This window comes from Kitasatospora sp. NPDC127067 (assembly GCF_042724755.1).
Taxonomy (GTDB): domain Bacteria; phylum Actinomycetota; class Actinomycetes; order Streptomycetales; family Streptomycetaceae; genus Kitasatospora; species Kitasatospora lactacystinica.
In genome coordinates, this window is record NZ_JBHXEM010000086.1 from 25349 (window position 1) to 37959 (window position 12611).

At 69.9% G+C, this 12611-nt stretch carries 10 protein-coding genes; 6 read left to right on the forward strand and 4 right to left on the reverse strand.

The features are described 5' to 3' along the window. Window positions 1-91: 91 nt before the first annotated feature. Window positions 92-6988 (forward strand): polymorphic toxin-type HINT domain-containing protein, encoded by a 6897-nt coding sequence (locus ACFWJ4_RS28430; RefSeq protein WP_380548621.1) that lies wholly within the window; start codon window positions 92-94, stop codon window positions 6986-6988. Then, window positions 6985-7290, forward strand: a complete 306-nt coding sequence (locus ACFWJ4_RS28435; RefSeq protein WP_380548624.1) for a hypothetical protein — start codon at window positions 6985-6987, stop codon at window positions 7288-7290. Before ACFWJ4_RS28430 ends, ACFWJ4_RS28435 begins: the two co-directional genes overlap by 4 nt. Window positions 7291-7418: 128 nt before the next feature. Here ACFWJ4_RS28435 and tgmC read toward each other — a convergent pair whose 3' ends face one another. Beyond that, window positions 7419-8567 (reverse strand): ATP-grasp peptide maturase system methyltransferase, encoded by a 1149-nt coding sequence (gene tgmC / locus ACFWJ4_RS28440; protein WP_380548627.1) that lies wholly within the window; start codon window positions 8565-8567, stop codon window positions 7419-7421. Then, a complete protein-coding gene (locus ACFWJ4_RS28445; protein WP_380548629.1) occupies window positions 8564-8695 on the reverse strand; it encodes a hypothetical protein in 132 nt (43 codons plus the stop codon). The genes tgmC and ACFWJ4_RS28445 overlap by 4 nt, the downstream gene beginning before the upstream one ends. Window positions 8696-8951: 256 nt before the next feature. Here ACFWJ4_RS28445 and ACFWJ4_RS28450 point away from each other — a divergent pair, with 256 nt between their 5' ends. Then, the gene (locus ACFWJ4_RS28450) at window positions 8952-9608 is read left to right on the forward strand and encodes a class I SAM-dependent methyltransferase (RefSeq protein WP_380548632.1); all 657 of its coding nucleotides are present in this window, start codon (window positions 8952-8954) and stop codon (window positions 9606-9608) included. Between the two features lie 101 nt (window positions 9609-9709). Further along, entirely contained in the window at window positions 9710-10303 is a 594-nt protein-coding gene (locus tag ACFWJ4_RS28455; protein WP_380548634.1) for a DUF4291 domain-containing protein, read from the forward strand. Between the two features lie 37 nt (window positions 10304-10340). On the opposite strand, the gene ACFWJ4_RS28460 is transcribed toward ACFWJ4_RS28455, so the two are convergent. After that, window positions 10341-10478 carry a DUF397 domain-containing protein gene (locus ACFWJ4_RS28460; RefSeq protein WP_380548636.1) on the reverse strand — a complete coding sequence of 46 codons (138 nt, stop codon included), beginning with the start codon at window positions 10476-10478 and terminating at the stop codon, window positions 10341-10343. Then, window positions 10441-11379, reverse strand: a complete 939-nt coding sequence (locus ACFWJ4_RS28465; protein ID WP_380548639.1) for a helix-turn-helix domain-containing protein — start codon at window positions 11377-11379, stop codon at window positions 10441-10443. Before ACFWJ4_RS28465 ends, ACFWJ4_RS28460 begins: the two co-directional genes overlap by 38 nt. Window positions 11380-11540: 161 nt before the next feature. Between ACFWJ4_RS28465 and ACFWJ4_RS28470 the strand changes: the two genes are divergently transcribed. Both ACFWJ4_RS28470 and ACFWJ4_RS28475 read left to right on the forward strand, forming a co-directional pair. Next, entirely contained in the window at window positions 11541-11975 is a 435-nt protein-coding gene (locus ACFWJ4_RS28470; protein WP_380548642.1) for an ATP-binding protein, read from the forward strand. Between the two features lie 15 nt (window positions 11976-11990). Continuing rightward, window positions 11991-12545, forward strand: a complete 555-nt coding sequence (locus ACFWJ4_RS28475; RefSeq protein ID WP_380548645.1) for a hypothetical protein — start codon at window positions 11991-11993, stop codon at window positions 12543-12545. Window positions 12546-12611 lie beyond the last annotated feature (66 nt).

Consider the following 12611-nt stretch of genomic DNA (forward strand, 5'->3'; position numbering starts at 1 on the left):
TTCCCCCCTCCGTTTCGCGGGCCGGGCGGCTTCCTGCCGCCCGGCCCGTGGTCCGTCACACCCGTTTTCTCCCCGAGGAGTTGTCCCACCCATGAGCAGGAAGAGGTCGGTGCCGCGGCCGACCCGCACCAGAATGTCCGCGATCATCGCGGGCACCCTGGTCGGGTCGCTGCTGCCGGCACTGCCGCTGGCCGCCGTCGCGGCGGCCGCGGAACCGTACACCAAGCCGTCCGCGGTCTCACCCGAGAAGCCCGTCAAGGGCTCCGACGCCAAGGCCAGGGGCCGCAAGGCCGACACCACCGTCAGCAGGACGGACGGCAAGCAGGGCGCCCTGCCCGGCGCGGGCAGCGCCACCGTCGACGTGCCCGGCGAGAAGGGCAAGGCCGTCAAGGCCGGCAAGCTGCCGGTCGCGCTCTCGTCCTCGGGCGCGGCGGGCAAGGCCAAGGTCGAGCTGCTCGGCCAGGACGCCGCCGCCAAGGCCGGGGTCAACGGCCTGCTGCTGACCGTCACGGGCGCCGACGAGAACAGCGGCCTGGCCGTCGACTACTCGTCCTTCGCCCAGGCCGCCGGCTCCGGCTTCGGCTCGCGCCTGAAGCTGGTCCGCCTGCCCGAGTGCGCGCTCACCACGCCCGACCTGCCCGAATGCCGGGTGCAGACCCCGCTGCCGGGCGGCAACGACGTGGCGAAGCAGACCGTCGCCGCCGACGCCCTGACCACGGCCCCGGCCGGGTCGATGCGCCTGCAGTCCGCGCCGGGGGCGATGGTGCTGGCGGCCACCACCGGCAGCGCCGGACCGAGCGGAGACTACAGGGCGACGCCGCTGTCGAGCGCGTCGTCCTGGTCGACGGCGCTGAACAGCGGCGCGTTCACCTGGTCCTACGACATGCCGCTCACGGCGATGCCGGGCGGGCTTACGCCGAAGGTCGGCCTGTCCTACAACTCCGGTGCGATCGACGGCCGCACGGCCAACAGCAACAACCAGGCCTCCTGGGCCGGTGACGGCTTCGACCTGTCGCCGGGCTTCGTCGAGCGCAGCTACAAGGCCTGCGCCGACGACGGGGCGCCCAAGACCGGCACCAACAACCCGGGCGACCTGTGCTGGGGGACGGACAACGCCACCATCAGCTTCGCGGGGCACTCGGGTGAGCTGATCCCGGTCTCCGGCGACGAGTGGCGGATCAAGAACGACGACGCCACCAAGGTCGTGCGCGTCCGCGACACCGGCCGCGGCAACGGCGACAACGACGGCGAGTACTTCCGCGCCACCACCACCGACGGCACCACCTACTACTTCGGCTACAACCGCCTGCCGAACTGGTCGGCGGGCAAGCCGGAGACCAAGTCCGTCTACACCGTGCCGGTCTACGGCAACAACGCGGGCGAGCCGTGCAACGGCGCCGACTTCGCGTCCTCGTGGTGCCAGCAGGGCTGGCGGTGGAACCTGGACCTGGTGGTCGACGCCCACGGCAACGACATCACCTACTGGTACACCCCCGAGACCAACAACTACGGCCGCAACCTCAAGGCCACCGACCGCACCTCGTACGTGCGCGGCGGGCGCCTGGACCACATCGAGTACGGCCAGCAGCAGGGCGACCTGTACTCGGCCACCGTCAAGCCGATGGGCCGGGTCGACTTCGGCACCGCCGAACGCTGCCTGGAGACCGGCGCGGGCGTGTGCGACCCGGCGAAGATCGACGCCAACCGGCAGTACTGGTACGACACCCCGTGGGACCAGAACTGCAAGGACGGCACCGACTGCACCACGCAGTACTCGCCGACCTTCTTCACCCGCACCCGCCTCACCCAGATCGCGGCCAAGACCCTCCAGGCCGACGGCAGTTACGCCACCGTCGACACCTGGGACCTGACCCACAAGTGGGGCACCGCCGACTTCGACTACCAGCTCCTGCTGGACTCGATCAAGCACACCGGGTCCTCCACGACCCCGTCCGTCGCACTGCCGAAGACCACCCTCGCCTACAAGCAGATGGCCAACCGGCTCGACAAGGTCGGCGACGGCCGGATGCCGTTCATCAAGCAGCGGCTCGGCACCGTCACCGACGAGCAGGGCGGCCAGCTCGACGTCAACTACTCGGCGGCGGCCTGCGACTGGAACAACCTGCCCACCCCGCAGTCCAACACCACCCGCTGCTTCCCGCAGATGTACCAGGCCTCCGACGAGACCCCGGTCACCACGGAGTGGTTCAACAAGTACGTCGTCGACGCGGTCATCGCCACCGACCGCACCGGCGGCGCCCCCGACATGGTCACCCGCTACACCTACCTCGGCGACGCCGCCTGGCACTTCGACGACGAGGACGGCCTGACCAAGGACAAGCTCAAGACCTGGTCCCAGTGGCGCGGCTACGCCCGCACCCGGGTGGAGACCGGTGGCGTCACCGGCATGACCACCCAGGCCGACCACTGGTTCCTGCGCGGCATGGACCAGGACCGCAACAACCCCGCTGACAAGAACGGCAAGCGCGGCGTCACCGTCGACGACGGCCAGGGCACCGTCCTGACCGACGACGACGCCTGGGCCGGCTACGAGTACCGCACCGAGCAGTACGACAGGCCCGGCGGCGTGATCCTCGGCAAGAACGTCAACACGCCGTGGAAGAAGGAGACCGCCAAGCGCGTCCGCGACTGGGGCACCACCACCGCCAACATCACCGGCACCACGGTCACCCGCACCTTCACCTCGCTCGACAAGGGCACAGGCAGCAGCTGGCGCGAGACCCGTACCAACAACACCCGCGACGGCTACGGCCGGGTCACCTCGGTCGAGAACCAGGGTGACGTCGCGGTCCCCGACGACGACACCTGCACCCGCACCACGTACGCCGACAACGCCGGCACCTGGATCCTCAGGAGCGCCACCCGTGTCGAGGTGGTCGCCGCGAACTGCGCCACCGACGTCAACCGGGACACCCGGGCCGACGGCACCTCGGCGGTGCTCTCGGACATCCGCTACCGGTTCGACGGCCAGGGCTTCGGCGCCGCCCCCGCCAAGGGCGACATCACCCTCATCCAGACGCTCAAGTCCCGCACCGGCAACAGCGCCACCTACCTGGACCACGCCGTCGCCTACGACGGCTACGGCCGTCCGCTGAGCAGCACCGAGCTGGCCTCCAGCACGGTCTACGACCTCAGCGGCGCCACCAACCCGGTCACCACGGCCTCGCCGAACGCCCGGACCAGCACCACCGCCTACACCCCGGCCACCGGCCGGCCCACCAGGACGGTGGAGACCACCCCGCCCGCCAAGGCCGGCGACGCCACCACCACGCAGACCACCACCACGGACTACGACCTGCTGCGCGGCCTGGCCGTCGACACGATCGACGCCAACAACCGCCGCACCGACACGCTCTACGACGCCCTCGGCCGCACCCTGAAGGTCTGGCTTCCCGACCGCTCCAAGGCCACCGGGCAGACCCCCGACCAGGAGTACGCCTACACGGTCGCCGACAACCAGATCGTCTCCGTCGCCGGCAAGACCCTCAACGAGGACGGCTCCCAGCAGACCGCCTACACCCTGTACGACGGCCTCGGCCGCTTCCGGCAGGGCCAGGCCCCGGGCGACAACGGCGGCCGCGTCATCGCGGACACCTTCTACGACGAGCGCGGTCAGACGGCGCTCGCCTACTCCCCGTACTACGCCACCGGCGCGCCCTCCGGCACGCTGCGCAACATCGACGACACCGCCGGCCTGGAGACCCAGGCGGCAACGGAGTACGACGGCCTCGGGCGGGTCGTCAGGACCACCGCGCTCTCGGGCAACGGTGTCGGCACCCCGCTGGCCACCACGCTCACCGAGTACGGCGGCGACCGGGTCACCGTCACCCCGCCCACCGGCGGCACCCCCACCACGACCGTCTTCGACGCGGTCGGCCGGGCTGTCGAGCTGCGCCAGTACAAGTCCGCCGCGCCCACCGGCGCCTACGACTCCACCACCTACGGCTACGACCCGGCCGGCAACCTCTCCAGGCTCACCGGCCCCGCGGGCAGTGTCTGGACCTGGCAGTACGACCAGCTCGGCCGGCGCACCAAGGCGGTCGACCCGGACTCCGGTACCACCACCAGCACGTACAACGACCGCGGCGATCTGACCGGCACCACCGACGGCGGCGGCAAGACCGTCGCCACCGCCTACGACAACCTCTCCCGGCCGATCGAGACGCGCGACGGCTCGGCGACCGGCCCGCTGCTGACCTCCCGGGCGTGGGACCCGGCCGGCAACAAGGGCCAACTGTCGTCCAGCACCCGCTACAGCACGGTCGGCGGCACCACCTACCAGTACAAGACCACCTACTCGCTGTTCGACACCCTCGCCCGGCCCACCCGCACCACGGTCACCATCCCGTCCGTCCCCGGCCAGGAAGCCCTGGCAGGCAGCTACGTCAGCGGCACCATCTACCGCCTCGACGGGCAGGCCAAGTCGATCGCGTACCCGGCCGTCGGGAACCTGGCGGCCGAGTCGGTGGCGTTCACCTACGACGCGCTGCACCGGCCCACGGCCGCCGAGGGCCTGACGAAGTACCTCACCAACCAGACCTACAGCCTCACCGGCAAGCCGCTGCAGTCCACGCTCAGCAACGGCACCGCCGGCAAGGACGTGTACATCACCAACGGCTACGAGTGGGGCACCCAGCGCCTCGCGTCCAGCCGCACCGACCAGTACGGCGTCACCGGCGCCACCCGCGCCGCCGCCTACACCTACGACCAGGCCGGCAACGTCACCTCCGTCACCGACACCTCGCGCTCCGGCACCGACCGGCAGTGCTTCCGCTACGACTCCCTGGCCCGCCTCACCGAGGCCTACACCCCCAGCACCGGCGGCTGCACGGCCCCCAGCGGCACCCAGCTCGGCGGCCCCGCCCCGTACTGGACCAGCTGGACCTACAACACCAACGGCACCCGTGCCACCGAGACCCGGCACGACACCACCGGCAACACCGGCCAGGACGCCACCACCACCTACAGCTACCCCGCCGCCACCGCGGCCCGACCGCACAGCCTGAGCTCCACCTCCACGGTCACCGGCACGGTCGGCGCTCCGGTCGTGGAGAGCTACGACTACGACACCGCGGGCAACACCACCGGTCGGCACCTCAAGTCGCCGTCCGGCAACCAGGCCGGCGACCAGGCCCTGACCTGGGACTCCGAGGGTCGAGTCGGCCGACTCGCCGCGACCGTCCAGACCACCAACGGCAGTACCACCACGACGACCAACCAGACCACCGACTACCTCTACGACGCTGTCGGCAACCGTCTGCTGGGCCACACCCTCGACACCGCCCAGCCGGCGGCCGAGAGCTGGACCCTCTACCTCGACCGCGTCGAGCTGAAGCTGGTCAAGGGCGCCGCCAAGGCCACCGCCACCCGCTACTACCCGCTCGGCTCGGCCACCGCGGTCCGTACCGACGACAACCGCCTGACCTTCCAGGTCAACGACCACCACGGCACTGCCGAGATCGGCGTCGACGCCACCACCGGCGCCGTGGACCAGCGCCGCTCGCTGCCCTTCGGCGGCAGCCGCGGCACCAACCCCGCCACCTGGGCCGGAACCCGGGGCTTCCTCGGCGGCACGGCCGAGCCCACCGGCCTCACCCACCTCGGGGCCCGCGACTACGACCCGGCCACCGGCCGGTTCATCAGCGTGGACCCGGTCCTGGCCGGCACCGACCCGCAGTCGCTGGCGGGCTACACGTACAGCAACAACAACCCGCTCACCCTCAGCGACCCGTCCGGGCTGCGGCCCGACGGCACCTGCGGCGGTACGGCCCAGTGCCGCACCCCCGAGGGCCAGCTCGTCCAGGACTACTGGATGCCGGTCAACGGCGGCGACTGGGTCGTCGAGACCGTCAAGAGCGTGAAGTCGGTCCTTCCCGGCGGAGTGCAGATCACCACCGGCAAGACCGACTTCAACAAGCTGATCCAGCAGACCAACAAGAACCTGAAGATCCTCCAGAAGCAGCGTCACCGCTTCGGAGAGGACCCGGACTCCGACGCCCACGACTACGTGGCGGCGGCGCTGAACGCCTGCCACATGATCAAGGAATGCCAGAAGTCCCCGATCTACAACGAGCTCTGGGACCAGCTCAAGAACTGGCAGTTCGAGAACATCGCCATGTTCGGCCCGGGCGAGATAGGCGCCGGCGCCGGTGCCCTCGGCAAGGGCCTGGCCAAGTTCAACAAGTCGGCCAAGCCCAAGCCGGCCGCGGCCGAGAAGCCTGCACCCGGCAACCAGATCGCCATGTCCTGCGACAGCTTCCCGGCGGGCGTCGCGGTTCGGATGGCGGACGGGACGACCAAGCCCATCGAACAGCTGAAGGTCGGGGACCTCGTCCTCGCCACCGACCCGGAGACCGGGAAGACGGCCGCTCGCGAGGTCGACGCCACCATGGTGACCCCGGACGACGCCGACTTCACCACGCTCCTCCTCGCCGACGGCCGGGGCGAGGTCACCGCGACCGACCACCACCCGTTCTGGAGCGTCAACCGGGACGCCTGGGTCAACGCCGGGGACCTGACCACGGACGACACCGTCCGCAGCTCCGACGGCACGGTCTTCGCCCTGGCCCAGGTCCGACACTTCCACCTGGTCCAGCCCGCCCACAACCTGACGGTGCGGGACCTGCACACGTACTACGTGCTGGCAGGGAACACGCCGGTACTGGTTCACAATTCCGGACCGAACTGTTTCACCACCAACTCCTCCCAGGTGGCGGCCACCCCTCGTGGACGGGCTCCGGAGTTTCACGGCGGAACCATCACTCAGGACCAGGCCATGGACTTTGCCGAACGTTGGCTCGGGGCCGGGTACCGGGAAGAGGGAGTCGGCCGGTACGTGTCAAGTGATGGCAGTCGTATAGTTCGTTACGGAAAGCACGAGACTACGTCGAAGAGCCATCACATCCACTTCGAGGCGGTCGAGAACGGCCGAGTGGTCGAGAACACGAGTGTGGAGATCAGGCCATGAGTGCACCTGTGCCGGCCGTCCTTGACGGCGCTTCGGTCGAGCTGTACGCGCCGGTGGGAGACGCGCAGCGGCCCACCGGCCGGACCAGGCACTCTATCGACAGCCTCGACGAGAAAATCTCCCACCTGGCGATCGCACGGTACGACGGAGAGTCTGATTACTACCTGTTCTACTGCTCTGCGGACTGGGAAGTCCTGACGGACACGTGCCATCCCACGCGGCAGGAGGCAATCGAGCAGGCGGACTTCGAATTCGAGAACGTGGAGTTCGCTCCGCGCCCTACGGGTTCTGAGCGGGGTTAAGAGAGAGCCCCACCCCGCCCCACCCCTACCGTTGCACTGAGGAAGCCCCACCGGATCGTTTCCGGTGGGGCTTCTTCAGGTCTTGACGGCAGTAGCTGAAGAATCCGCTCGCACGGGGCATGGAGGGGTCAGATCGGCAGGTTCCAGCCCGGTCCGTCCTCGCTTCCGATCCAGACCCGCTGCCCGGTCGGCGAGACGGTGAGGCCGAAGCCCTCCTGGTGCGGCTCGCCGGCCCGCTGCCAGGCTTCGACGGCGCTCTCCACCTGGTCCCAGAGCCGGAGCGGGCCGCGCTGCACCACGGTCCACCCGCCGCCGGGGACGGGCGCGGTCCGGGCCTGCGATCCGGTGGCCACGTCCCAGAGGATCTGGTGCCCAACGGCCCCCATCCGTTCGGCCGAGGGCGCCGCGAGCTGGGCGACCCAGCTGCCGGTCCAGGTGCTGATGACCTCGGGGTCGATCCGGGACGGCCGTTCGTCCCCCGGGAGCAGGGAGATGCTCTGGCGCGGCGGTCGGTCGTGCGGGCGGGCGATCATGAAGCTGGTCCAGCCGGGCATGAACCGGCCCGTTCCCTCGCCGGGGGCCGTGACGACCAGGCGGACGAGTCCGAAGCCGAACCCCCACCCGGAGAGGGTGGCCAGGATGACACCGCCGGGCTTCACCTGGTGCAGCCAGCCGGGCGGCAGGTACCGGACGGCACAGGTGGCGATCAGCCGGTCGTACGCGCCCTCGCCGCCGTCCGGGTCGCCGATCAGCCCGTCGCCGACGATCAGCCGGGGAGCGAACCCGGCCGCCCCGATCGCGGCGGCGGCACGCTCGGCCACCAGCGGGTCGTACTCGATGCTGGTCAGGTTGGCGTCCCCGAGGCGATGCGCGCCGAGGGCGGTCGAGTAGCCGGTGCCCGTGCCGATCTCCAGCACCCGGTGCCCGGCCTCGACATCGAGCTGCTGCCACATGCCCAGCACCAGGGACGGCAGGGTGGAGGACGACGACGGCGTCCCGGTCACGGTGCCCCCGGTCACGTCCTCGGGGCGGACATGACCGTCGAGCTGGGTGATCAGCGTCTCGTTCGCGTAGACCTGCTTCAGCCACCCGGGGTCGGTCCGGTGCACGGGCCGGTACGCGGTCGGGTTGCTGCCCGGGACCGGCACGAAGAACGACCCGACGAACAACTCCCGCGGCACGGCGAGCGCGGCGGCCCGCCACGCCGGATCGCTGACCGCGTCGTCCCCGGTGAGGCCGTCCACCAGGGCGGCGCGAAGCCGGTCCGATGTGATCACGAGTCGGAGCCCTTCTCCAGGAGGTCGGCGATCGCGCGGGCGATCGCCGAGGTGGTGTCGACACCCTGCCAGGCCCGGGGCCCGCTGACGTGGCATTCGGAGAAGGACCACTCACAAGGGGTGGTCACCAGAAGATCGAACGCGCCGTCAACCAAAGCCGGGGCCGCTGGGACGGTACGGTGATGCGCACCGCGGACCTGCTGCGCGAAAACGGGTTCGACGTCGACGACGAGCTGTGGTCGGTGGACGCCTCCGACTGCTCCCCGTGCGACAACAAGGTGCCCGACAGCCACTGACACGACGCTGGAGTGCCTCCGGCCCCCGGACTCCACCTGGGGGGGCGGGGGCACCGCCTTGGTTTCCTTCGACACAGAGGACGTCACGTTGCCCGTACCGCACGACATCGAGGCAGAACGCCAACTGTGGGACGCCTATGCGGGGAGCGCCTTCAAGGAGGATGCCGACCCCGTCTTCTGCTGGTCGCAGTACCGCGGGCACGGACCGGGCCCGGAACTGCTGGACGATCCGGCGACGGTCTTGGAGCTGGGATGCGGCACCGGGCGGGCGGCGGCCTTCCTGGCGCAGCGGGGCGTCGAAGTGACCGGGGTGGACCTGTCCCCGGTCATGGTCGCCAACATCACGCAACGGTGGGGTCATCTCGGGGCACGGTTCGTCTGTGCCGAAGTGCTGGACCATCTGCGCCGCCGCACGGAGACGTACGACGCCGTCTTCTCGATCTTCGGGGCGGTCTGGTTCACCGACCCGGAGAGGCTGCTGCCGCTGATCGCCAAGAGGCTGAATCCGGGCGGGGTCCTGGTCTTCTCGCACCCCCCGGCGATCCCCGGCGCGTACGGGCCGCAGGGCATGTACAAGGGCGGGTTCGCGGGCCCGGCGATGTTCACCTACCGGTACAGCTACGAGCCGGCCGACTGGACGCGACTGCTGCTGACGGCCGGGTTCACGGACCCGGATGTGCGAGTTCTCGACGCTCCCGAGCCCGGCCACATCGGAACCCTGATCGCCCGCGCCGTAGTCGCGTGACCTTCGAGAGCGGAGCGGCTCCACGACCGGCGCCGAGGAACCCCACGCCGCCCGGAATAATCCGCTGGCGCAATGCTCGCGGAGGATCGAGGCTGGTCAGCGTGCCAGAACCCAAGTATCAGATCCGCGCCCTCCACACCCCCTCCACGGTGACCGTCTACCAGGCGTACGCCCCGGAGATCGGGCTGCCCGCCGCCCGGGACGGCCGCTTTCCGGCGGCGTGGAAGAGGGACCGGATGACATGGATCAAACCGTCGTTCCTCTGGATGATGTACCGCTGCGGATGGGCGAAGAAGGAAGGACAGGAGACCGTCCTCGCGGTCGAGATCACCCGCGAGGGCTTCGAATGGGCCCTGGAGAACAGCTGCCTGTCCCACTACAAGCACGGGCTGCACCCCGACCAGGCCACCTGGAAGCGGGAGTTGAGGCGGTCGCCGGCCCGCGTACAGTGGGACCCCGAACGCGGCCTGCATCTGGAACCGCTGCCCCATCGGTCGCTTCAGCTCGGCCTCACCGGCGAGGCCACCGAGCGTTATGCGGACGAGTGGATCGTCTCGGTGGAGGACGTCACCGCACTCGCGCACACGATCCACGCCCACGTGCGGGCCGGGGAACTGGAGGAGGCCCGGAAGCTCCTGCCCGCCGAACTCCCGTACCCGTCGGGCGACACGCTGCTGACCCACCTGGGCGCCTGAGCCCGGCCTGTGTTCTTCTCGTGTACCGAGTTCCCGGTCAGCCTTGGCCCGGGAACTCGCCGTCCTGAACGGCCGCCACGAATGCTGCCCAAGCAGCGGCCGGGAAGACGAGGGCCGGGCCGAGGGGGTCCTTCGAGTCACGCACGGGAACGAGGCCGGGGAATCCGGGGGCCACCTCGATGCAGTCGCCGCCGTTGGGAGCGCTGTAGCTGCTCTTCCGCCAGTCGGCTGCGGCGAGCTCGTTCCGCGTCATCCTTGTACCCTTCCAGCGCATCACGGATCAGCGCAAGCGAGTTACTCCCTGAGAGTACCTCGCTGCGAAGCCGATCATAGGCGCGCCGGTGCGCGGCTACGACTTCCGGATCGTTGCTCGGATGCCCTCGGTCCAAGCTCTCCGAGTAGACGTAGTTCTGCCCATCAGGCATCTCCAGTAGAACCATCGACGTAGGGATGACGGTCCTACGATCCGCGAACGGTGCAATCTCAATGATCACGTTTGACAGTTCTGAGATGGCCAGCAGGTGCTCCATCTGCCGGCTCATCACCTCGGGCCCGCCGATTACCGTTCGAATCGTGCTCTCGTCGAGAACAGCCAGGAGCAGCGGGCCGTCCTGCACGAGGAACCGCTGCTGCCGAGCCAGACGGGCAGCCGTGCGTTCCTCAATGAGTGCCGTCGAATTGCCAGCGGCAAAGAGCGCCCGCGCATAGTCCTGGCACTGCAGCAAGCCATGCATATAGCCGCACTGGTAGACCCGGGCGCCGAGCGCCTCGGCCTCCGCGTCGACATGACTCTGGAACCAATCCGGATGCTCGACCCCCGCGCTCCAGTCCACCCGGTCCCAGAGCCGCTTCAGCGATCCGCCTGTGTCGAGCAACAGGTCCGCTTGCACGACCATGTCCGGCGGCATGCGCCGCTGGCCGGACTCGTACCTGGTGATGTTCGGCCTGGTGCAGTGCAGCAGCTTCGCCAACTGCTCCTGCGTGTAGCCGGCCATCTCCCGGTAGAACCGCAGCTCTTCGCCGAAGATCCGCGCCGAACTGGCCGTCACTTCGCTCTTGAGTCGCCGGTGTGCCATGCCTGACCCCCAGACGTACCGCGTGTGCGTGGTACCTGATTTCGGCCATCACCGTACCTCTGCGACCCGGATCATTGAGACCGGAACGCAATCATCTGCATGCGCAGCGTGATTGTGCGCGCTCCTGTCGCACGCCCCTCCGCCCCCAGAGGTACATCGTCATGCTCACTGCTCGTCGCCCCCGCATGTTCGTCGCGCGCCTCGACTCCCGTATCGAGTCCACGCCTCTGGCGCGCTACCTGCTCCGCGCGTACCTCTCCGCCCTCCCCGCGGGCGACCGGTACTCGGACACCGCCGAACTGTTGCTCGGCGAGTTGTTCGCCAACGCCGTCCAGCACTCCGACGCCCCCGACGACTGCCACATCGAGGTCCGCTTCACCGTCACCGGCTCCCGTCTGCGCCTGGAAGTCCACGACGCCGGCACCGACCACCCCACCCTCCACACGCCAACCCCAGACGACGAACACGGCCGAGGCCTGCTCCTCGTCGACCGGCTCGCCGAACGCTGGGGCAGCGCCAACCGCCCCGGCGGCATCGGCAAGTACGTCTGGGCCCACATCGCGCCCGCCCCCGGCCCCGCCCTCGTCACCGCCTGAAAGTCCGAACCCCCCATGCACCTCACCACCCTCGCCGGCCACGCCCTCTCCCGCGGCCGCACCCCCGCCGACACCTACGCCCTCCTCGCCCGCCGCACCCACAAGCCGGTGCCCTCGGCCCGCGCGGTCTGCCTCGCCCTGACCATCCCCCTCGCCGAGACCGTCCGCCGCCTCAGCGAGTGCCACGACGCCCTCCTCGCCAACCCCCGCACGGGCTCCGAGACCGACACCGGCGAACTCCTCGAAGCCCTCGGCGTCTTCGACGTCCCCGCCTCCCTCACCGACACCGAACTCACCGTCGTCGACCACTTCCTGACCGCCATCGACGCCATGGGCGGCATCCGACCCGGCCACCACCACGGCCTGCACCGCTGGTTCACCACCGGAAACCTCACCGCCGCCTACCTCTCCCTCGCCGCCGCCCGACCCCTCCTCCGCACCGGCAACCCCACCCTGTACTGGACCACCCTCGTTACCGCCGGCGAACTCCTCACCACCACCCCCAACCCCGACACCCGCCTCAAATACGCCCTCACCCACTGCCGCACCCAAGCCACCACCCGCCCGTAAGCGCAGGAAGTCGGCCCCACCGACTTCCTGCGCAGGGAGTGGTGGTGCACATGGCGTTGGGGGGGA

What these genes read in the sequence shown, in the direction of transcription:
- ACFWJ4_RS28430 (WP_380548621.1), top strand. Translation starts at nt 92, where the DNA reads ATGAGCAGGAAGAGGTCGGTGCCGCGGCCGACCCGCACCAGAATGTCC.
- ACFWJ4_RS28435 (WP_380548624.1), top strand. Translation starts at nt 6,985, where the DNA reads ATGAGTGCACCTGTGCCGGCCGTCCTTGACGGCGCTTCGGTCGAGCTG.
- ACFWJ4_RS28465 (WP_380548639.1), bottom strand. Translation starts at nt 11,379, where the DNA reads ATGGCACACCGGCGACTCAAGAGCGAAGTGACGGCCAGTTCGGCGCGG.
- ACFWJ4_RS28470 (WP_380548642.1), top strand. Translation starts at nt 11,541, where the DNA reads ATGCTCACTGCTCGTCGCCCCCGCATGTTCGTCGCGCGCCTCGACTCC.
- ACFWJ4_RS28475 (WP_380548645.1), top strand. Translation starts at nt 11,991, where the DNA reads ATGCACCTCACCACCCTCGCCGGCCACGCCCTCTCCCGCGGCCGCACC.